This window comes from Comamonas composti DSM 21721 (genome assembly GCF_000429845.1).
In the GTDB taxonomy this organism is placed as follows: Bacteria; Pseudomonadota; Gammaproteobacteria; order Burkholderiales; family Burkholderiaceae_C; genus Comamonas; species Comamonas composti.
On the sequence record NZ_AUCQ01000015.1, the window covers coordinates 103,265 to 123,826 of the forward strand.

The 20,562-nt window shown below is 61.6% G+C and carries 17 protein-coding genes; 3 read left to right on the forward strand and 14 right to left on the reverse strand.

Features of this window, described 5'->3' with window-relative positions:
• Positions 1-384: 384 nt before the first annotated feature.
• Genes G486_RS0111060 through scpA form a run of 4 tightly spaced genes read right to left on the reverse strand, consistent with a single transcriptional unit; the run spans position 385 to position 7,255 of the window.
• The gene (locus G486_RS0111060; protein WP_027015591.1) at positions 385-2,427 is read right to left on the reverse strand and encodes an acetyl-CoA carboxylase biotin carboxylase subunit; all 2,043 of its coding nucleotides are present in this window, start codon (positions 2,425-2,427) and stop codon (positions 385-387) included.
• 27 nt (positions 2,428-2,454) lie between these two features.
• Positions 2,455-3,987, reverse strand: a complete 1,533-nt coding sequence (locus tag G486_RS0111065; protein WP_027015592.1) for an acyl-CoA carboxylase subunit beta — start codon at positions 3,985-3,987, stop codon at positions 2,455-2,457.
• 47 nt (positions 3,988-4,034) lie between these two features.
• On the reverse strand, positions 4,035-5,057 hold the full coding sequence (gene meaB / locus G486_RS0111070; RefSeq protein WP_027015593.1) for a methylmalonyl Co-A mutase-associated GTPase MeaB: 1,023 nt from the start codon (positions 5,055-5,057) through the stop codon (positions 4,035-4,037).
• 20 nt (positions 5,058-5,077) lie between these two features.
• Positions 5,078-7,255 (reverse strand): methylmalonyl-CoA mutase, encoded by a 2,178-nt coding sequence (scpA, locus tag G486_RS0111075; RefSeq protein ID WP_027015594.1) that lies wholly within the window; start codon positions 7,253-7,255, stop codon positions 5,078-5,080.
• A 102-nt stretch (positions 7,256-7,357) separates the two neighbouring features.
• On the opposite strand from scpA, the gene G486_RS0111080 reads away from it, so the two are divergent.
• Entirely contained in the window at positions 7,358-7,993 is a 636-nt protein-coding gene (locus G486_RS0111080) for a GntR family transcriptional regulator (protein WP_027015595.1), read from the forward strand.
• 77 nt (positions 7,994-8,070) lie between these two features.
• The gene (locus G486_RS0111085) at positions 8,071-8,664 is read left to right on the forward strand and encodes an IMPACT family protein (protein ID WP_027015596.1); all 594 of its coding nucleotides are present in this window, start codon (positions 8,071-8,073) and stop codon (positions 8,662-8,664) included.
• 37 nt (positions 8,665-8,701) lie between these two features.
• Here G486_RS0111085 and G486_RS0111090 read toward each other — a convergent pair whose 3' ends face one another.
• From G486_RS0111090 to G486_RS0111130, 9 genes are all read right to left on the reverse strand, one after another.
• Positions 8,702-9,601: a LysR family transcriptional regulator gene (locus tag G486_RS0111090; protein WP_027015597.1), complete on the reverse strand. Its 900-nt coding sequence runs from the start codon at positions 9,599-9,601 to the stop codon at positions 8,702-8,704.
• Between the two features lie 87 nt (positions 9,602-9,688).
• On the reverse strand, positions 9,689-10,210 hold the full coding sequence (locus tag G486_RS22115) for a MarR family winged helix-turn-helix transcriptional regulator (RefSeq protein ID WP_051303427.1): 522 nt from the start codon (positions 10,208-10,210) through the stop codon (positions 9,689-9,691).
• A gap of 220 nt (positions 10,211-10,430) precedes the next feature.
• A complete protein-coding gene (typA, locus tag G486_RS0111100; RefSeq protein WP_027015598.1) occupies positions 10,431-12,260 on the reverse strand; it encodes a translational GTPase TypA in 1,830 nt (609 codons plus the stop codon).
• Positions 12,257-13,249, reverse strand: coding sequence for a tRNA pseudouridine(55) synthase TruB (gene truB, locus G486_RS0111105; RefSeq protein ID WP_027015599.1), 993 nt, complete (start codon positions 13,247-13,249; stop codon positions 12,257-12,259). Before truB ends, typA begins: the two co-directional genes overlap by 4 nt.
• A 5-nt stretch (positions 13,250-13,254) precedes the next feature.
• Positions 13,255-13,626, reverse strand: coding sequence for a 30S ribosome-binding factor RbfA (gene rbfA / locus G486_RS0111110; RefSeq protein WP_027015600.1), 372 nt, complete (start codon positions 13,624-13,626; stop codon positions 13,255-13,257).
• A 6-nt stretch (positions 13,627-13,632) separates the two neighbouring features.
• Entirely contained in the window at positions 13,633-16,494 is a 2,862-nt protein-coding gene (gene infB, locus G486_RS0111115; RefSeq protein WP_027015601.1) for a translation initiation factor IF-2, read from the reverse strand.
• 23 nt (positions 16,495-16,517) lie between these two features.
• Positions 16,518-18,005, reverse strand: a complete 1,488-nt coding sequence (nusA, locus tag G486_RS0111120) for a transcription termination factor NusA (protein WP_027015602.1) — start codon at positions 18,003-18,005, stop codon at positions 16,518-16,520.
• A gap of 82 nt (positions 18,006-18,087) precedes the next feature.
• Positions 18,088-18,666, reverse strand: coding sequence for a ribosome maturation factor RimP (rimP, locus tag G486_RS0111125; protein WP_027015603.1), 579 nt, complete (start codon positions 18,664-18,666; stop codon positions 18,088-18,090).
• Positions 18,667-18,862: 196 nt separating this feature from the next.
• Positions 18,863-19,270, reverse strand: coding sequence for a thioredoxin family protein (locus G486_RS0111130; RefSeq protein WP_027015604.1), 408 nt, complete (start codon positions 19,268-19,270; stop codon positions 18,863-18,865).
• A gap of 190 nt (positions 19,271-19,460) precedes the next feature.
• Here G486_RS0111130 and G486_RS0111135 point away from each other — a divergent pair, with 190 nt between their 5' ends.
• Entirely contained in the window at positions 19,461-20,033 is a 573-nt protein-coding gene (locus G486_RS0111135; protein WP_027015605.1) for a peroxidase-related enzyme, read from the forward strand.
• Between the two features lie 192 nt (positions 20,034-20,225).
• Here G486_RS0111135 and G486_RS0111140 read toward each other — a convergent pair.
• Positions 20,226-20,562: IS30 family transposase (locus tag G486_RS0111140; protein ID WP_027015606.1), on the reverse strand; the 337-nt coding region annotated here is incomplete at its 5' end.

Below are 20,562 nucleotides of genomic sequence, written 5' to 3' on the forward strand. Positions count from 1 at the left end.
CATCCCGATTGCGCTCCAACGCGGCAGCGTAGAGATCGTAAACACGTTCTAAGAGCGGCCAACACAACCCAGCAAACCGCAGGGTTGCGTTTGAGACAAGGCGCTAAACCGCAGGCAGTACTCAAGGCTTGTGTTAGCAAGCCTGAATCTCCGGCCTGAGCCCTTGCCGGCAGGGCCTCTTTTCCCATCGAGGGAAGCTGGGGCTGCAGTGTGTACGGCATGACCTCTGTTGACGTCGCCTCGGCCGCCGTGGCCCCGATACATCCCTAAATCGCTCTCAAAAAAAATAGCTTCCGGCGCTTGATAGACAAGGGCTAGAAGCTATTTTCATGCCAATTTCATTGCCTGGAGCGCACTCCTGCCCTCAGGCCAACGGACGGGGTTTCATGCAAATTCGAGAATCACATCGTCCACGGCCAGAGAGTCGCCCTTGCCTGCAGAGACCTTGCTGACCACGCCATCCTGGGAGGCGAACAAGATGTTCTCCATCTTCATGGCCTCGATGACGGCCAGCTTCTCGCCGGCCTGCACCTTCTGCCCTGGCTGTACGGCCACCTCGACCAGCAGGCCCGGCATGGGCGAGAGCAGGAACTTGGAGAGATCCGGCGGCGCCTTGTAAGGCATGAGCCGGTGCAACTCGCCCCCGCGCGGCGACAGCACCAGCGCCTCGATTTGCGTGCCGTTGTGAATCACGCGCAGCGCCAGCGGATTCTTGCCCGTGCCGCGCTCCACCTGGGCCGTGAACGGCAGGCCATTGCACTGGCCCTGGACGCAGATGGCGCGCATGGGCGTATGGCTCTCGAAGGCATAGGTCTTGCCATCGACAAGCACGCTGTTCGCATCGCCTTCGCAGCCCGCGACCTGCACGGCGTGGTATGCATGCTGGCCATCCGCCCCCAGGACCACCACGCAGTAATCGCCCGCGATCTTGAGCTCATGCCCGCGCACCTGGCCGCTGATGGTGGCCGCGCGCGCGCGATAGCGGCGGTTCATGTGCGCGGCCAGCGCGACCAGAAATCCGGGATCGCTGTGAGGCACATCCTCGGCATGGAAGCCGTGGCTGTAGTGCTCGGCGATAAAGCCGGTGTTGAATTCCCCGCTGACAAACTTGGGGTGGGCCAGCAGCGCAGCCTGGAACGGAATATTGGAGCTGATGCCGCGAATGGCAAAGCCGTTCAAGGCCTCGCGCATCTTGGCGATGGCGTCGTTGCGGTCCTTGCCGTGCACGATGAGCTTGGCGATCATCGAGTCGTAGAACATGGGAATCTCGCCGCCTTCGAACACGCCGGTATCCACACGCACGCCGTTCAGGTGGGTGGTGTCGGCCTGCCACATGGTTTGCTCGGGCGTCTGGAAACGCACCAGGCGGCCCGTGGAGGGCAGGAAGTTGCGGAACGGGTCTTCGGCGTTGATGCGGCACTCGATGGCCCAGCCATCGCGCTTCACATCGGCCTGGGTGAAGGACAGCGGCTCGCCGGCCGCCACGCGGATCATCTGCTCCACCAGGTCCAGGCCGGTGATGCACTCGGTCACCGGGTGCTCCACCTGCAGACGGGTGTTCATTTCCAGGAAGTAAAAGTCCTGGTCCTTGCCGACCACGAATTCCACCGTGCCGGCGGACTGGTACTTCACGGCCTTGGCCAGGGCCACGGCCTGCTCGCCCATGGCCTTGCGGGTGGCGTCGCTGATGAAGGGCGAAGGCGCTTCCTCGATCACCTTCTGGTGGCGGCGCTGGATGGAACACTCGCGCTCGTTCAGATACACCACGTTGCCGTGGCTGTCGCCCAGAATCTGGATTTCGATGTGGCGCGGCTCCTGCACAAACTTCTCGATGAAGATGCGGTCGTCGCCAAAGCTGTTGCGGGCCTCGTTCTGGCAGGCGGTAAAGCCTTCCAGTGCTTCCTTGTCGTTATAGGCCACGCGCAGGCCCTTGCCACCGCCACCGGCCGAGGCCTTGATCATCACGGGGTAGCCAATGCCCTTGGCGATGGCCACGGCCTTTTCGGCGTTCTCGATCGCGTCGTTGTAGCCGGGGATGGTGTTGACCTTGGCCTCACCCGCCAGCTTTTTGGAGGCGATCTTGTCGCCCATGGCGGCAATCGAATGCGCCTTGGGGCCGATAAAGGCAATGCCCTCTTCCTCGCAGCGCTTGGCAAAGGCCTCGTTCTCGGACAGAAAGCCGTAGCCGGGGTGCACGGCCTGGGCACCGGTGGATTTGCAGGCCGCGATGATGCGGTCGGCCACCAGGTAGGACTCACGGCTGGGCGCTGCGCCAATGTGCACGACCTCATCGGCCAGCTTCACATGGCGGGCGTCCTTGTCGGCGTCCGAATAGACGGCCACGGTGGCAATGCCCATCTTGCGGGCGGTGGCGATGACACGGCAGGCGATCTCGCCCCGATTTGCGATCAGGATTTTGGTAAACATCTACGTATCTCCTCGTTCTTCTTGTTCTTACAAAGGAATGTTCCCGTGCTTGCGCCAGGGGTTCTCCAGTTGCTTGTTCTTCAGCATTTCCAGAGAACGGCAGATGCGCTTGCGCGTTTCGTGCGGCAGGATGACGTCGTCGATAAAGCCGCGTGCGCCGGCCACAAAGGGGTTGGCAAAGCGCTCCTTGTATTCCGCTTCACGCGCGGCCAGCTTGACGGGGTCGTTTTTGTCTTCGCGGAAGATGATTTCCACAGCACCCTTGGCGCCCATCACGGCGATCTCGGCCTGGGGCCAGGCCAGGTTGACGTCACCGCGCAAATGCTTGGAGGCCATCACGTCATAGGCGCCGCCATAGGCCTTGCGGGTGATGACGGTGATCTTGGGCACGGTGCACTCGGCATAGGCGTAGAGCAGCTTGGCGCCATGTTTGATGATGCCGCCGTACTCCTGCGAGGTCCCGGGCATGAAGCCGGGCACGTCCACAAAGGTGACCACGGGGATGTTGAAGGCATCGCAAAAACGCACAAAGCGCGCGGCCTTGATGGAGCTCTTGATGTCCAGGCAGCCCGCCAGCACCAGGGGCTGGTTGGCCACAATGCCCACGGTCTGGCCGGCCATGCGCGCAAAGCCGATCAGAATGTTCTTGGCGTAGTCGGGCTGCAGCTCGAAGAAGTCGCCGTCGTCCACGGTCTTGAGAATCAGCTCCTTCATGTCATAGGGCTTGTTGGGATTCTCGGGCACCAGGGTATCGAGCGACAGATCGGCGCGGTGTGCCGGGTCGGTGGACTCGCGCACAGGTGCTTTTTCGCGGTTGTTCAGCGGCAGGTAGTTGTAGAGGCGGCGCAGCATCATCAGCGCCTCGACATCGTTGTCAAAGGCCATATCGGCCACGCCACTCTTGCTGGTGTGGGTCACGGCACCGCCCAGCTCTTCGGCCGTCACCTCTTCGTGGGTCACAGTCTTCACCACTTCGGGGCCGGTCACGAACATATAGCTGCTGTCCTTGACCATGAAGATGAAGTCGGTCATGGCCGGCGAGTACACGGCGCCACCGGCGCAGGGGCCCATGATCATGGAGATCTGCGGCACCACGCCCGAGGCCAGCACGTTCTTCTGGAACACATCGGCATAGCCACCCAGGGAGGCCACACCTTCCTGGATGCGGGCACCGCCCGAGTCGTTCAGGCCGATCACGGGAGCGCCCACCTTCATGGCCTGGTCCATGACCTTGCAGATCTTCTCGGCATGGGTTTCCGACAGCGCGCCGCCGAACACCGTGAAGTCCTGGCTGAAGACAAACACCAGGCGGCCATTGATCATGCCGTAGCCGGTGACCACGCCGTCACCGGGGATCTTGCTGCCTTCCATGCCGAAGTCCGTGCAGCGATGCTCCACGAACATGTCCCACTCCTCGAATGTGCCGTCGTCCAGCAGCAGTTCGATGCGCTCGCGCGCCGTGAGCTTGCCCTTTTTGTGCTGGGCATCGATGCGTTTTTGCCCGCCGCCAAGGCGCGCAAGTTCGCGCTTGGCTTGCAACTGACTCAGAATGTCTTGCATGACTGTCCTCTACCGCTGTCGTTGTTTGTCTCAGTGATTGCTATTGTTCAATGAGCTGCTGGCACAGACTGGGTCTGCGCTAGCAGCAGATTTCTTGCTGCAGTGCTGGCCGCCACCCGGCCTGCAGCGACCTCGACCTGCAGTTCGGGCAGCAGGGCCTGAACCTGCGGGTGCTGGCGAAAGGCCTGCTTGAGCCCGGCGTCGATGCGCTCCCACATCCAGGCCAGAGACTGCCTCTCGCGCCTGGCCTGCAGCCGGCCGTTGTCGGTCTGCAGCTGGCGATAGTCGCGCACCGCGTTCCAGAAGCCATCCACGCCCTGGCTTTTCAAGGCACTGATCTGCAGCACCCGGGGCTGCCACAGTGCACCATGCGCGGCATGATCGGGGTTGCCATGCATGCCCAGCAGCCTGAGGCTGGACGTGATCTGTGCCTGGGCACGCGTGGCCGCATGAGCGTCGATATCGGCCTTGTTGATGACCACCAGGTCGGCCAACTCCATCACGCCTTTCTTGATGGCCTGCAGATCGTCGCCGGCATTGGGCAGCTGCAGCACGCAGAACATGTCGGTCATGCCATGCACGGCAATCTCGCTCTGGCCCACACCCACGGTCTCGACAATGACCACGTCATAGCCAGCGGCCTCGCAGACCAGCATGGCCTCGCGCGTCTTCTCGGCCACGCCGCCCAGCGTGCCGCTGGAAGGGCTGGGGCGGATATAGGCGGCCTCGTTCACGGAAAGCTGCTCCATGCGCGTCTTGTCGCCCAGGATGGAGCCGCCCGAGACCGTGGAGGACGGGTCGATGGCCAGCACCGCCACCTTGAACCCCTGAGCTATGAGATACAGCCCCAAGGCTTCGATGAAGGTGGACTTGCCCACGCCCGGCACGCCGCTGATGCCCAGCCTCAAGGCCTGGCCGGTATGCGGCAGCAAGGCCGTGAGAAGCTCGTCGCCCTGGGCACGATGATCGGCCCGCGTGGATTCCAGCAAGGTAATGGCCTTGGCCATGGCGCGACGGCGCTGGGCCGGGGCGCCATGCAGTATGCCTTGCAGCATTTGCTCAGGTGTCACCGCAAATCGCCTTTACCCGTTCAAAGACCATTGGCCTGCTTGATCTGTTCAAGCACATGCTTGGCGCTGGCCGGAATCGCCGTGCCCGGGCCATACACGCCCTTGACGCCGGCGTTGTAGAGATATTCATAGTCCTGGGCCGGAATCACGCCGCCCACAAAGACGATGATGTCGTCGGCACCCTGCTTCTTGAGCTCCTCGATGATGGCCGGCACCAGGGTCTTGTGGCCTGCGGCCAGTGTCGACACGCCCACGGCGTGCACGTCGTTTTCGATCGCCTGGCGCGCACATTCCTCTGGCGTCTGGAACAGCGGGCCCATGTCCACGTCGAAGCCCAGGTCGGCAAACGCGGTGGCCACCACCTTGGCGCCGCGATCATGACCGTCCTGGCCCAGCTTGGCGATCATCACGCGCGGGCGGCGGCCCATTTGCTGCGAGGCCTGATCGATCTCGCCCTTGAGTTTCTCCCAGCCCTCGGCCGAGTCGTAAGCGGCAGCGTACACACCGGTCACCTTTTGTGTGTCGGCGCGGTGGCGCCCAAAGATCTTTTCCAGCGCATCCGAGACCTCGCCCACGGTGGCGCGCAGGCGCATGGCCTGGATGCACAGCTCCAGCAGGTTGCCCTGGCCAGACTCTGCTGCACTTGTGAGAGCAGCCAGCGCTTGATCCACCTGCGCTTGATCGCGTTTTTGCTTGATATTTTGCAAGCGCGCAATCTGGCTGTCGCGCACCTTGACGTTGTCCACTTCCAGGATATCTACAGGATCTTCCTTGGCCAGCTTGTACTTGTTGACACCGACAATCACGTCCTTGCCCGAATCGATACGCGCCTGCTTCTCGGCGGCGGCCGCCTCGATCTTGAGCTTGGCCCAGCCGCTGTCCACGGCGGCCGTCATGCCGCCCATGGCCTCGACTTCCTCGATGATCTTCCAGGCCGCGTCGGCCATGTCCTGGGTCAGCTTTTCCATCATGTAGGAGCCGGCCCAGGGGTCGATCACATTCGTGATATGGGTCTCTTCCTGGATGATGAGCTGGGTATTGCGCGCAATGCGGGCCGAGAACTCCGTGGGCAGGGCAATCGCCTCGTCGAAGCTGTTGGTGTGCAGGCTTTGCGTGCCGCCGAACACCGCAGCCATGGCCTCGATGGTGGTGCGTACCACGTTGTTGTAGGGATCCTGCTCGGTCAGCGACCAGCCCGAGGTCTGGCAGTGGGTGCGCAGCATCAGGCTCTTGGGCTTCTTGGCGTCAAAGCCCTTCATGATGCGGCACCACAACAGGCGCGCGGCGCGCATCTTGGCAATCTCCAGGTAGAAGTTCATGCCAATCGCCCAGAAAAAGGACAGGCGGCCCGCAAAATCGTCCACGTCCATGCCCTTGGCAATCGCGGTCTTCACATACTCCTTGCCATCGGCCAGCGTGAAGGCCAACTCCAGCGCCTGGTTGGCTCCGGCTTCCTGCATGTGGTAGCCCGAGATCGAGATCGAGTTGAACTTGGGCATGTTCTGACTCGTGTACTCGATGATGTCGCCGATGATGCGCATCGAGGGCTGAGGCGGGTAGATGTAGGTGTTGCGGACCATGAACTCCTTGAGGATGTCGTTCTGAATGGTCCCGGAGAGCTTGTCCTGAGGCACGCCCTGCTCTTCTGCTGCCACCACATAGCCGGCCAGCACGGGCAGTACCGCGCCGTTCATGGTCATGGAGACGCTGATTTTGTCCAGGGGAATCTGGTCGAACAGGATCTTCATGTCCTCCACGGAATCAATGGCCACGCCGGCCTTGCCCACGTCACCGGTCACGCGCGGGTGATCGCTGTCATAGCCCCGGTGCGTGGCCAGATCGAAGGCCACAGACACGCCCTGGCCACCGGCAGCCAGCGCCTTGCGGTAGAAGGCGTTGGATTCCTCGGCCGTGGAAAAGCCCGCGTATTGGCGAATCGTCCAGGGGCGGCCTGCATACATGGTCGCTTGCGGGCCACGGATATAGGGCTCGAACCCCGGCAGGCTGTCGGCATGCTGCAGATCGGCCATATCGGCGGCCGTGTACAGCGGCTTGACCGTGATGCCATCGGGCGTGATCCAGTTCAGCGCGGCCACGTCCCCTCCGGGAGCCGCCTTGGCTGCCGCTTGGGCCCAGGTCTTGAGGTCGGAGGCTGCGAACTCGGCTTCGGTCCGCGCTGTCGGATTTTCTTGTCTCATGATGTCAGGCTGGTGAATATTGTCCCTGGCTTGGAACAGGCCGCAGTGTACATCATTCATAATTATTGATTCAAAATATCCTGCCCTTAGAATGCAGTCGCCATGTCGACCAACACCCTCACCCCCCGCGCTCTCTATGAACAAGTGGCCGAACAGCTGCGCCACCGTATCTTTGCGCATGAGCTGGCTCCCGGTGACTGGATAGACGAACTCAAGATCGCCGAGGAATACGGCATCAGCCGCACACCGCTGCGCGAAGCGCTCAAGGTGCTGGCTGCCGAAGGCCTGGTGACCATGAAAGTGCGCCGCGGCGCCTATGTGACCGAGGTTTCGCCCAAGGATATTGCCGACGTCTATCACCTGCTGGGCCTGCTCGAATCCGATGCTGCCTGCGTGGTTGCCGAAAGAGCCGACGAACAACAGCTTGCCGCCCTGCTCCACACCCATGAGCAGCTCAAGGCCCAGACCCATGATGCCGAGCGCTTTTTTGCGCTCAATGAAAGCTTTCACATGCAGATGCTGGAGCTGGCCGACAACCGCTGGCGCAATCAGCTGGTCGCCGATCTGCGCAAGGTCATGAAGCTCAACCGCCACAAGTCCCTGTTCAAGCATGGGCGCATCGAGGATTCACTGCAAGAACATGAAGTCGTCATGCAGGCCTTGCTGGCCCATGACGGAGCAGCTGCCGCACGCGCCATGCGCGAACACTTCAACAAAGGGCTGGCCGCCGCCGGCTAGTCATGCCCGGCGCATCTTGCGCGCCCAGAGTGTTTGAGCCGCATCCAGGCTTGCATGAGGTAAGCTTGCCCGCGCTTATGTCCCAGACCCTGAGCTGTGCCGTGCACAGCGAACTCATCATCAAGAAAAGCCGCTTCATCGGCTGCGTTCAGCCCATGAGTGACCGCGCCAGCGCCCAGGCAGTGGTCGATGAACTTCGCCGCGCCCATCCCGGGGCAGCCCATGTGTGCTGGGCCTTGCTCGCGGGAGGCCAGTCTGCAGCCGTGGACGATGGCGAGCCTGGCGGCACGGCGGGCCGGCCCATGCTCGATGTGCTGCGCCATCAGGATCTTGAGGGCGTGCTGGCCACCGTGGTGCGCTACTTTGGCGGCGTCAAGCTGGGCGCAGGCGGCCTGGTACGCGCCTATACCGATGCCGTGGCCCAGGCCTTGCTCACGGCAGAGAAAGTGAGGCTGCAGCGCATGCAGGTCTTGCGCTGCAGCGTGCCCTATGCGCTTGAGGGCCTGGTGCGCCGCGAGATCGAGGCCGCCGGCGCCGAATTGCTCGAAGTGGAACACGCCAGTCTCGTGGATTTGAGTCTGCGCCTGCCCGAAGCCCAGGCCGAGGCCTTCAAGAGCCGGCTCAACGATGCAGGCCAGGGCCGCGTGGGCTGGATCGAGGTCTATGCGTAAGAACGTGTTTACGATCTAAGGCCCTCGGCCGATAGCCTCAGCGCTCGGGCATGAGCTCGCTGCGCATGGCCTGCACTGCTTCGCGCAGAAAGCCCCAGGTGACTTCTATGCGCGGCACCTGACGCGCATCGGAGGGCATGCTCATCCAGAAGGTGCGTGTAAACCGTGCTTCGGCAGGCAGTACGCGGCTGAGCACGGGGTCCTTGTCGGCAATAAAGGCCGGCAGCACGGCCAGACCGGCCCCTGCACGCACAGCCTCGTACTGGGCCGTGATGCTGGTGCTGCGAAACACGAAGCGCTCGGGCTGAAACACGGTGGACAGCAGTTGCAGCTCGCGCGTGAACAGCAGGTCATCCACATAGTGGATGAAGCTGTGGTGACGCAGATCCTCGGTGCTCGCCACCAGGGGCTTGCGCGCCAGATACTCGCGCTGGCCGTAGAGGAAAAGCCGGTAATCGGCGAGCTTGGTGAGCACGGCCGATCCGCGCGTGGGCCGCTCCAGCGAGATCACGATATCCGCCTCGCGTCGCGACAGGTGCAGCAGCCTTGGCAGGGCCAGCAGGTCAATGCTCAGCAACGGATAGCGCTGGGTCAGCTGCGCAAGACGGGGCGCCAGCATTTGCGTCCCGAAGCCTTCGGTCGCCCCCACGCGCACCAGCCCGGCCGGCCCCTGAGCGCCACCAGCCGAAAGCGGCATGCGCTCCAGCCCGTCGACGGCCTGCTGCATGGCTTCGGCCACATGCAGCAGTTGACGCCCGCCCTCGGTCAAGCGCCACTGGCCTACTTCGCGCGCAAACAGCACCGCACCCAATTGCTTCTCCAGCGCCTGTATGCGCCGCGATACCGTGGTGTGCTCCACCCCCAGCCTTCTGGCGGCTGCGGCCATGCTGCCGCTGCGCGCCAGCTCCGCAAAGAAACGCAGATGATCCCAGTCCATGCCCTCTTCCGGAAAATGCTTCTTCAGCCCTGGCAAGCAGTCTTGCTTTCGCAGGCAGCGATCATAAAAGCAGGCCGGCAGCCGGGCTCATGCCGCCTGTCCGCCAAAAGGGCCGCAAGGCCCTATGCTGAGCGCGCGCAAGGTGTGGATGCTGGGCGCCCGCGCAAGTTCGTCATTGGCGCCAATGAGGATATCCATCAGCTCCATGAATTGGGTGCGTTTGCCCGGGCCCAGCGGCGCAAGCATGCGTTCCTGGGCCCGCAGTACGCCGGGCCCGGCCTGTATCAGCACTCTCAGGCCTTCGGCCGTCAGGGACAGCTGGCGAACACGACGATCCCTGGGATTGCTCTTGCGCTCTATCAGCCCGCGTGACTCCAGACGGTTGAGCATGCTGGCCACGGTGGAGGTATCAAAGCCTATGTGCAAGGCAAGACGGCGCTGATCCAGGCCTTCATGGAGATGCACGGTGGAGAGGGCCACATATTGCACAGGAGTGAGATTCAACTCCTGGGTTTCCTCCATGAAGAGGGCAACTGCGATTTGCTGCAGGCGGCGTATGCGATGGCCTGGTAGTTTTTCTAATGCCGGAGGCTTGTAGTCTTTTGTCATGCTCTTGTTGTTTTGCTGGCTGCCCGCCTCTACACCTTTCTGTGGAGACGCTTTGCGGGCGAGCCGCGATATTCGCATGAACAAGACCCCGGTCATGGCTGCATAGGGGTTTTCCTAGACAGTTCGCCCCGATAAAAACAACAAAGGCCGCTTCAAGCGGCCTTTGTTTCAGCAATCAGGGACAGCGTGCAAAGCTCGCGCCCTTGATTGAGGCTGTTTTTTATGCGCCATCGCGCGAAGCACGCTTGCGCTCGTGCTCCTTGAGGTGGCGCTTGCGCACGCGCAGGCTGCTGGGCGTGATCTCGAGCAGCTCGTCGTCCTCGATGAACTCCACGCCGTATTCCAGCGAGAGCTCGATCGGGGGCGTGATCTTGATCGCATCTTCCTTGCCGCTCACGCGGAAGTTGGTCAGCTGCTTGGTACGCGTCGCGTTCACCACCAGATCGTTGTCGCGGCTGTGGATGCCGATGATCATGCCTTCGTACACAGGGTCGTTGGCCTTGACGAACATGCGGCCACGGTCATCGAGCTTGCCCAGGGCATAGGTGAAGATTTCACCATCGTCCATGGAGATCAGCACACCGTTCTTGCGCCCGCCGATGTCGCCCTTGTGCGGCTCGTAGCTGTCGAAGATGTTGGAGATCAGGCCCGAGCCACGGGTGAGGTTCAGGAACTCGTTGGTGAAGCCGATCAGGCCTCGCGCGGGAATGCGGTATTCGAGGCGCACGCGGCCACGGCCATCGGGCTCCATGTTCACCAGTTCACCCTTGCGCTCGCCCAGGGCCTGCATCACGCCGCCCTGGTGGCCTTCTTCGATATCGGCCGTCACCAGCTCGATGGGCTCGCAGCGCTCGCCATCGATCTCGCGGAACACCACGCGCGGCTTGGATACGGCCAGCTCATAGCCTTCGCGGCGCATTTCTTCGAGCAAGATGGTCAGGTGCAACTCGCCACGGCCCGAGACTTCGAAGATGCCATCTTCGCTGGTTTCCTTGACACGCAGGGCCACGTTGGAGCGCAGCTCCTTTTGCAGACGGTCCCAGATCTGGCGGCTGGTCACGAACTTGCCTTCGCGGCCCGCCAGCGGCGAGGTGTTCACGCAGAAGTTCATGGTCAGCGTGGGCTCGTCGATCTTCAGCATCGGCATCGGCTGGGGATTGGCCTGGTCGGTGATGGTTTCACCGATACCGATGTTTTCGATACCGCTGACCAGCACGATTTCCGAAGGACCGGCTTCGGTGGCCTGCACGCGGTCCAGGCCCTGGAAAGTGTGGACCTGGTTGATCTTGCCGGTATAGCTCTTGCCGTCCGGGCCGGCCATCACGGCCACTTGCTGACCAGGCTTGAGCGTGCCCTGGGTGATACGACCCACGGCAATACGGCCCACGAAAGTGGAGTAGTCCAGCGCAGAGACTTGCAGCTGCAGCGGCGCAGTGGCATCGCCCTTCACGGCAGGCACATGCTCCAGGATGGTGTTGAACAGGGCCGACATGTCGGGGCCCCACTGTGCACCGGGCTCGCCCTCTTCCTTGGAAGACCAGCCGTTGATACCCGAGGCGTAGACCACGGGAAAGTCGAGCTGCTCATCGGTGGCACCCAGCTTGTCGAACAGGTCGAAAGCGGCGTTGATCACCTTGTCGGGGTTGGCGCCGGGCTTGTCCACCTTGTTCACCACCACGATGGGGCGCAGACCCAGGGCCAGGGCCTTCTTGGTCACGAAACGCGTCTGGGGCATGGGGCCTTCTTGCGCGTCGATCAGCAGCACCACACCGTCCACCATGGACAGGGCGCGCTCCACTTCACCGCCGAAGTCCGCGTGGCCCGGTGTGTCGAGGATGTTGATGTGGGTACCGTTCCAGGAAACAGCGCAGTTCTTGGCCAGGATGGTGATGCCACGCTCGCGTTCGATGGCGTGGTTGTCCATGACCGTGTCCACGACTTTTTCGTGTTCGGCGAAAGTGCCGGAGGAGCGCAGCAGCTGGTCCACCATGGTGGTCTTGCCATGGTCAACGTGCGCGATGATGGCGATGTTGCGGATTTGTTTGCTCATAAGTGTGTTTCCAATGCCGCTGCGTCGGTGCGCGGCGTGCCTTCCAAAATCTGTTGAATTTCCAGCGGACTGAGCAAGCGCTCGGGGATGAGTTCCCCTTGCTCCACACGGCCCACACCCAGCAAGGCCCTTGGGCGCTCACCATACACTGCCACGCTGGTTGCGTCAGCCCAGGCCCCTTTGCGCCTGAGGCCTTGCAGAAAGCGAGCCGTATCGTGCTCAGCCAGCATGACATTCACATGACCGGCCAGCAGAGTCTGCGCAGGCAGCACCTGGGCCAGGCGCTGCTCCTCGCTCATGGCTTCGAGCTGTGCCAGGGTGATGCAGCGCTCCACACCCAGGCCGCCCGTGTCCACGCGGCGCAGAGCACGCAGGTGCGCGCCGCAGCCCAGGGCCTGACCTACATCCTCGGCCAGCGTGCGTATATAGGTGCCTTTGCTGCAGGTCACTACCATTTTGAGAGCTGGAAGCCCTTGCTCATCAAGCGTTAGCGTGAGACTCAATGCATGAATCGTGACCTCGCGCGCCGGGCGCTCGATCTCGATGCCGGCGCGCGCATACTCATACAAGGCCTTGCCATCCTTCTTCAGTGCGCTGTACATGGGCGGCACCTGCTGGATATCCCCGGTGAACCGTGCCTGCACGGCGGCCAGGCGCTCGGGCGTGATTGCGGCAAGATCGACCTCACGCTCGCACAGCACCTCGCCCTCGGCATCGGCCGTGGTCGTGGTCTGGCCCAGGCGGGCAATGGCTTCGTAGGTCTTGGCAGCTTCAAGCTGCAACTGGCTGAACTTGGTGGCTGCGCCAAAGCACAGCGGCAACACACCCGTGGCCAGAGGATCCAGGGTTCCGGTATGACCGGCCTTGAGGGCGCGCAGCAACCACTTCACTTTCTGCAAAGCATCGTTGCTGGACAGGCCCAGCGGTTTATCAAGCAGCACCACCCCATGCACAGGGCGCCGCTGCACCCTTGTGCGTGGCGCGTTCATGGTGGCTACTCTTCCTTGCCGCGCGAGGAAACGGCCTTGGCAATCAAGGCGTTCATGTCGGCCGCGCGCTCGGTTGTGCGGTCGTAGATGAAATGCAGTGTAGGTACAGTATGGATGTGCAGACGCTTGAACAGGCCATTGCGCAAAAAGCCTGCGGCCTGGTTCAGCGCGTCCTCTGTCTGCTCGGCATCGCCTACGAGCACACTGAAGAACACCTTGGCGTGGGCATAGTCGGGAGTCACCTCCACGCTTTGCAGCGTGACCATGCCCACGCGCGGGTCCTTCAGCTCGCGGGCGATCAGCTCCGCCAGATCGCGCTGGATCTGGTCAGAGACTTTGAAGCTGCGATTGGGTGCAGCAGGTTTGCGTGTAGCCATGTGTGATTACAACGTACGAGCGATTTCCTTGATCTCGAACACTTCGAGCATGTCGCCTTCGCGGATGTCGTTGTAGTTCTTGAGCTTGATACCGCACTCGAAGCCTTCCTTGACTTCCTTGACATCGTCCTTCATGCGCTTGAGCGACTCGATCTCACCCGTATAGATGACCACGTTGTCGCGCAGCAGGCGGAAATGCGCGTTGCGCGTAACCTGGCCTTGCGTGATGTAGGAGCCCGCAATCGTACCGATCTTGGTGGCCACGAACACGGTGCGGATCTCGGCCATGCCGATGATCTCTTCCTTGCGCTCGGGAGCCAGCATGCCCGACATCGCCGCCTTCACCTCTTCGACCGCGTCGTAGATGATGTTGTAGTAGCGAATGTCCACATCGTTGCTCTCGGCCGTCTTGCGGGCCTGAGCGTCGGCACGCACGTTGAAGCCGATGACGATGGCCTTGGAGGCCAGCGCCAGGTTCACGTCCGACTCCGAGATTCCGCCCACACCGGAGTACACCAGCTGGACCTTGATCTCTTCCGTGGACAGCTTGAGCAGCGAGGCGCCCAGTGCTTCCTGCGAACCTTGCATGTCGGCCTTGACGATGATGGGCAGAGTCTGCACATCGCCTGCCGACATTTCGGCAAACATGTTCTCCAGCTTGGCAGCCTGTTGCCTGGCCAGCTTGGTGTTGCGGAACTTGCCTGCACGGTAGGTCGCGATTTCGCGGGCACGACGCTCGTCCTGCAGCACCATGAAATCGTCGCCAGCCTGAGGCACGTCCGACAGACCCTGGATTTCCACGGGAATCGAAGGGCCGGCTTCCTTGGTCTGCTTGCCATCTTCGTCCAGCATGGCACGCACGCGGCCATAGGTCTGGCCGGCCAGCACCACATCCCCCACCTTCAGCGTACCGGACTGCACCAGCACCGTGGCCACCGGGCCACGGCCCTTGTCCAGCAGCGCTTCGATCACGATGCCCTTGGCAGCCGCATCCACCGGAGCCTTGAGCTCCAGCACTTCGGCCTGAAGCAGCACCTGCTCCAGCAGCTCGTCGATGCCCTGCCCGGTCTTGGAGGACACGGGGACAAAAGGCGAGTCACCGCCGTACTCCTCGGGCACCACCTCTTCAACGACCAGTTCCTGCTTGACGCGCTCGGGATTGGCATCAGGTTTGTCGGACTTGGTGATCGCCACCACGATGGGCACACCAGCAGCCTTGGCGTGCTTGATGGCTTCCTTGGTCTGAGGCATGACACCGTCATCCGAGGCCACGACCAGAATCACGATGTCGGTGGCCTGAGCACCACGGGCACGCATGGCCGTAAAGGCCTCGTGACCAGGAGTATCCAGGAAGGACACCATGCCGCGCGGGGTCTGCACATGGTAGGCACCGATGTGCTGGGTAATGCCGCCAGCTTCGCCCGTCGCCACCTTGGTGCGGCGGATATAGTCCAGCAGCGAGGTCTTGCCATGGTCCACGTGACCCATGACGGTCACCACGGGAGCACGAGGCAGTTGCTCGGCGTCGGCGTTGGAGACTTCCTCGGCAGTAAAGGCCTCGGGGTCATCAAGCGCTGCAATCTTGGCGGTATGTCCCATTTCCTCGACCACGATCATGGCCGTGTCCTGGTCCAGAGGCTGGTTGATGGTGACCATCTGGCCCATCTTCATCAGCACCTTGATCAGCTCCGAAGCCTTGATGGCCATCTTGTGAGCCAGTTCAGCCACGGTAATGGTCTCGGGCACATGAACTTCAATGGCACGGAACTCGACGGCTTGTTGCTGGCTGTGCTGACCGTCGTGACGGTCACCGCGACGCCCGCCGCGCGAGCTGCCTCGCCAATTGGAGCGGCCTGCACCCACACCACCCGAGCTGTCGCCACGGGTCTTGATTTCCTTTTTCTTGCCATCGCCTGCCCAGCTCGACGAGAGCTTGGCAGACTTGACTTCCTTGCCCGCACCAGGCGCGGCACCCGCACCAGCGCCCGTGCGCGCACCCGCAGCAGGCTTGTGCAACGTCTTCTTGGCTGCTGCACCAGCGCCCGCTCCGGCGGCCGGCTTGGCTGCTGCCGGCTTGGCCTCCTCGGGCTTTTCAGGCTTCTTGGCAACCAGAACCTTCTTGGGCGCAGCCATCATGGCCCGAATAGCTTCAGCCTCGGCGAGGGCTCTTCGGCGACGATCTTCCAGATCCTTGGCACGCTCGGCCTCCTCGGCCGCACGGGCCTTGGACTCCTCTTCGGCCTTGGCACGCGCCTCGGCTTGGGCAGCAGCACGTGCAGCCTGCTCGGCTGCCTGCTCACGCGATGCCTCTTCCTTGGCGCGATTCGCCTCGGCCTTCTTGGCACGCTCTGCGGCTGCGTAGGCAACCGCACGCTCCTCGGCCTCGCGTTCGCGACGCTCACGCTCTTCGCGCTCCTGACGCTGCTGGGCCAGCTCCTGCTCCTCACGGCCTATCTGTTCGGCCTGGCGCAGAGCTTCCTCCTCGCGGCGAACCAGCCCCTGGGCTTCGCGCTCGGAAGCGGCCCGCTCCTGAGCCGCCTTGATTGCGGCTTCGGAGCTACCGGCATCGGCGCTTTCCTCGCGCTTGATGAAGGTACGCTTCTTGCGCACTTCCACTTGAATGGTACGGGCACGGCCCGACGCATCGGCCTGCTTGATTTCGCTTGTAGAACGCTTGGTCAACGTGATTTTCTTGGCCCCGCCACCATGGCTGGCCTGCAAATGATTAAGCAATTGCTGCTTATCGGACTCGGACAGTGCATCCGAGGCGCTGTTTTTGCCCACACCCGCAGCCTTGAGCTGTTGCAGCAAGGTATCAGGGGTTTTGTTGAGCTCTATTGCAAACTCGGCAACCGTATTACTGGACATAAATACTCTAAACCTCCCTGACCTTACTCTTGCCCATCGGTGAACCAGTGTTCACGCGCTTTCATGATCAAAGCCTTGGCTTCGTCTTCCGTCTGTCCGGTCAGCTCGGTCAGCTCGTCGATGGCCAGGTCGGCCAAATCATCACGGGAGTGCACTCCGGCCTGGGCCAGCTTGTCCACGATTTCCGGTGTAATTCCTTCGAGCGTCAGCAGATCCTGCGACACCTTGCTCACATTTTCCTCGCGAGCAATTTCCTGCGTGAGCAGTGCATTTTTCGCACGGCTGCGCAACTCATTGACGGTCTCTTCGTCAAAGGCTTCGATCTCCAGCATTTCCTGCAGCGGCACATAAGCCACTTCCTCGAGGGTTTCGAAGCCCTCCTCGATGAGGATGTTGGCGATTTCATCATCCACATCGAGTTTTTCCATGAACAGCGTGCGCGAGACAGCCGATTCGTCGGCCTGCTTTTGTGCAGACTCGGCAGCATCCATGATGTTGATCTTCCAGCCTGTGAGCTCTGAGGCCAGGCGCACGTTCTGACCGCCACGGCCAATGGCGATGGCAAGATTTTCTTCGTCCACGACCACGTCCATGGCATGCTTCTCTTCGTCCACCATAATGGAAGAGACGTTGGCCGGTGCCAGCGCGCCGATGACGAACTGCGCAGGATCCTCGGACCACAGCACGATGTCCACACGTTCGCCCGCGAGCTCGTTGGTCACGGCATTCACACGCGTGCCACGCACACCCACACAGGTACCGATGGGATCCACGCGCTTATCGTGCGAGAGCACGGCAATCTTGGCGCGGCTGCCCGCATCGCGTGCACAGCTCTTGATCTCCAGCAAGCCTTGCTCGATCTCGGGCACCTCGTTGCGAAACAGCTCGACCATGAACTCGGGCGCCGAGCGCGAGAGGATGATGGGCGCCCCACGCAAGGTCGCGTCCACTTCCATGATCATGGCTCGTACGCGGTCGCCACTGCGCAGGTTTTCCTTGGGGATCATTTCACTGCGACGCAGGCGACCTTCAACACGCCCAGCCTCAACAATGATGTCGCCCTTATCCATGCGCTTGACCGTACCCGTGAAAATCTTGTCGCCACGCGACAGGAATTCGTTGAGCAGCATCTCGCGCTCGGCATCGCGGATCTTTTGCAAGATGACCTGCTTGGCTGCCATGGCTCCTATGCGGCCTATGGGCAAAGACTCGACTTCCTCTTCAATGTACTCGCCCACAGAAATACCTGCCACGCGGTCCTGGGCATCCATGAGCATCTCTTCGGCCTCGGGATTTTGCAGGCCCGCATCGTCAGGCACCACCAGCCAGCGACGGAAGCTGTCGTAGTCACCGCTATCGCGATCAATGGCCACGCGGATGTCTACTTCACCTTGGTACAGCTTCTTGGTGGCCTGGGCCAGCGCCGATTCCACCGCACCAAACACCACATCGCGCTCCACGTTCTTTTCGCGCGAAATGGCCTCTACCAACATCAACAGTTCGCGATTCATGCGAGGACTCTCCTATTTCAATCACGTGCAAGAGATCTGCCCATGCCTCTTGCACCCCAACGATTCTTGCGACCGAGCCTGGTCAGGCCGGGTTACCGCTGCGCCCCTTGAAGTTCACGATGGGCGCCAAGCGCGCCTCGCGCAGCTCATCCAGCTCGAAGCCCAAGGCCTGCAAAGGAGCGGGAACCCGTTTCTTGCTGACTCTCTGCCCAGGCTTGACTGGTGGCTCATCACTCCAGACGATTTGCCAGCCCCCGCCCTCGGCCCGCTCCAGCGTGCCGCGGAATTTCTTGCGATTGGCATTGACCTGGCCTTCGCCTGCAGCCCCTATGGGTTCCTTGAGCGTGAGATCAACGACCTCGCCGGCGAAACGCGTGAAATCGAGCTCATGGCGCAGCAATCGGTCTATGCCTGGCGAGGAGACTTCAAGACGTGTGTAGTCGACGCCATCCACCTCAAGCGCAAACTGCAGTTGACGCGTGACCTTCTCACAGTCTTCCACGGTCACGAACTGTTCAGGCAACATGGGCTGGCCCTCTTGCGGAGGCTGCCATGGCAAATCAATTGTGACGCGCAAGAGTCCGCCTGCAGAGCGTTCTATTTCAACCAGGTCATAGCCCAGACCTGTCACAGTTTGTTCAACGATTTGCTGTAATGCCACGTGTAATCAGTTCAGTCCTGTCAAGCCCCAGCCCGGATAAAAAATGCTAAGCCCATGATTTTCATGGCTTATCAGCGCCAGGCCCGGGCGATTGCCCAAAAAAAACGGGCGGTGTGTACCCGCCCGTCTGGTCGTGAGTGCGTTATTGTAGCCGTAAACCGCCTACCGGCCAAACGAGACCCTCATAAATATGCTTCTAGAGCAAGACGGCCCCAAGACTCTTGGCCGCCTGTATGCGCCCCAGAAGCTCCCGGACCTCGGCCGCCTGCAGCGCCTTGCCGCCTGCGTCCCGGTACAGGGAATCAAGCATGCGCGCCAGAATCTGTGCCTGAGGCAATACCGGGCCAAAAAAGCGCGGACTCGCTCCCTCGGAGATCAGAACGGATGGAAATGTTTCTATGTCCAGATCGCCGGCAACATCCTCATGGTCTTCCACATCCAGCCACACAAAGCGCACCTGCGGGAATTTCTGCGCCAGCTCGGCAAATGTGGCCTGGTACTGATTACACACACCACACCAGCGCGCACAAAGACAGACCACCCACCATTGATCTGTACCTGGCTTGCTGCCATTTTCCGATACCCCATCGGCCACTAAGTCCATGAAAACCTCCAGCCCCGGCCCCGAGCAGCCGCAGCAAACCGCCATGGTAATGGCTTGAGAAACACCCGGACATCAACCTAGCGAAGCACTACACCATGCCTCATCCCCGGGCTGGCCCGATTTACCACCTCAAAGGCAGAGCAGACTCATCAGCCCCGATGCAAACTTGCAAGCTCCAACAGGAAACAGCATGAGTACGCGCTACCCCCACCCAGATTTCAACCAGCTGCCCGAAGACATTCGCGAGCGCATTTTGCAGATTCAGGAGAAGACCGGCTTCATCCCCACGGTATTCCTGGCCTTTGCACGGCGCCCCGCCGAGTGGCGGGCGTTCTTTGCCTATCACGACGCCTTGATGCTCAGGGAGCAAAGCAGCCTCACCAAGGGCGAGCGCGAAATGATCGTGACCGCCACCAGCGCGGCCAGCCAGTGTCTCTACTGCGTGGTGGCGCATGGGGCCATCTTGCGCATTCACGAAAAAGATGCGCTGATCGCCGACCAGTTGGCCGTGAACTACCGCAAGGCGCCGATCACCCCGCGCCAGCGCGCCATGCTGGACTTTGCGATGAAGGTGCGCGAACGCAGCCACGAAATAGAGGACGCCGATTTCGAGCACCTTCACGGCCATGGCTTCGATGACGAGGACATCTGGGACATCGCAGCCATCACGGCGTTTTTCGGCCTCTCCAATCGCATGGCAAGCTTTGCAGGCATGCAGCCCAATCCGGAGTTTTTCCTCATGGGACGCATCCCGAGGAAATAAGCCCCCTGAGCTGCAACGCATCCCCTGGCAGACACGGCCCTTGCGGCGGAGTGACTCTGACTGGCCCCGGAGCATCTGGGCGTAGTACTTATAGATTTCAAAAAAGATAGCTGTTAGCGCTTGATGGATAAGGGCGGATTCAAGTCCAAGTGCAACAAAAGATCAATGCACGGATTCAGGCTGCAAAGCCAACTAGGCCAGGTGCTGTGCATAAACGTCTATGGGCTTGCGCCAACCCAGCGTCATCCTGGGCCGCCCATTGAGCTGGTCTGCGACCGCATCAAGCTGCTCCTGCGTGTAGCCACTGAGGTCGGTGCCTTTGGGGAAGTACTGGCGTAGCAGTCCATTGGTGTTCTCGTTGCTGCCCCGCTGCCAGGGACTGTGAGGGTCGCAGAAGTACACCTTCATGCCTGTGTTCTTGGTGAGCTGGACATGCTCGGCCATCTCCTTGCCCCGGTCATAGGTCAAGGTCTGGCGCATGGGGCGGGCAATGCTGTTGAGTTTGTCTGTGAAGGCCTGCAGCACATGC

Excerpts from the sequence above, each read along its gene's own strand:
- G486_RS0111135 (WP_027015605.1), top strand. The coding sequence starts at position 19,461 with ATGAGTACGCGCTACCCCCACCCAGATTTCAACCAGCTGCCCGAAGAC.
- infB (WP_027015601.1), bottom strand. The coding sequence starts at position 16,494 with ATGTCCAGTAATACGGTTGCCGAGTTTGCAATAGAGCTCAACAAAACC.
- nusA (WP_027015602.1), bottom strand. The coding sequence starts at position 18,005 with ATGAATCGCGAACTGTTGATGTTGGTAGAGGCCATTTCGCGCGAAAAG.
- typA (WP_027015598.1), bottom strand. The coding sequence starts at position 12,260 with ATGAGCAAACAAATCCGCAACATCGCCATCATCGCGCACGTTGACCAT.
- G486_RS0111090 (WP_027015597.1), bottom strand. The coding sequence starts at position 9,601 with ATGGACTGGGATCATCTGCGTTTCTTTGCGGAGCTGGCGCGCAGCGGC.
- G486_RS0111080 (WP_027015595.1), top strand. The coding sequence starts at position 7,358 with ATGTCGACCAACACCCTCACCCCCCGCGCTCTCTATGAACAAGTGGCC.
- G486_RS0111085 (WP_027015596.1), top strand. The coding sequence starts at position 8,071 with ATGTCCCAGACCCTGAGCTGTGCCGTGCACAGCGAACTCATCATCAAG.
- rbfA (WP_027015600.1), bottom strand. The coding sequence starts at position 13,626 with ATGGCTACACGCAAACCTGCTGCACCCAATCGCAGCTTCAAAGTCTCT.
- G486_RS0111130 (WP_027015604.1), bottom strand. The coding sequence starts at position 19,270 with ATGGACTTAGTGGCCGATGGGGTATCGGAAAATGGCAGCAAGCCAGGT.
- scpA (WP_027015594.1), bottom strand. The coding sequence starts at position 7,255 with ATGAGACAAGAAAATCCGACAGCGCGGACCGAAGCCGAGTTCGCAGCC.
- G486_RS0111060 (WP_027015591.1), bottom strand. The coding sequence starts at position 2,427 with ATGTTTACCAAAATCCTGATCGCAAATCGGGGCGAGATCGCCTGCCGT.
- truB (WP_027015599.1), bottom strand. The coding sequence starts at position 13,249 with ATGAACGCGCCACGCACAAGGGTGCAGCGGCGCCCTGTGCATGGGGTG.
- G486_RS22115 (WP_051303427.1), bottom strand. The coding sequence starts at position 10,210 with ATGACAAAAGACTACAAGCCTCCGGCATTAGAAAAACTACCAGGCCAT.
- G486_RS0111065 (WP_027015592.1), bottom strand. The coding sequence starts at position 3,987 with ATGCAAGACATTCTGAGTCAGTTGCAAGCCAAGCGCGAACTTGCGCGC.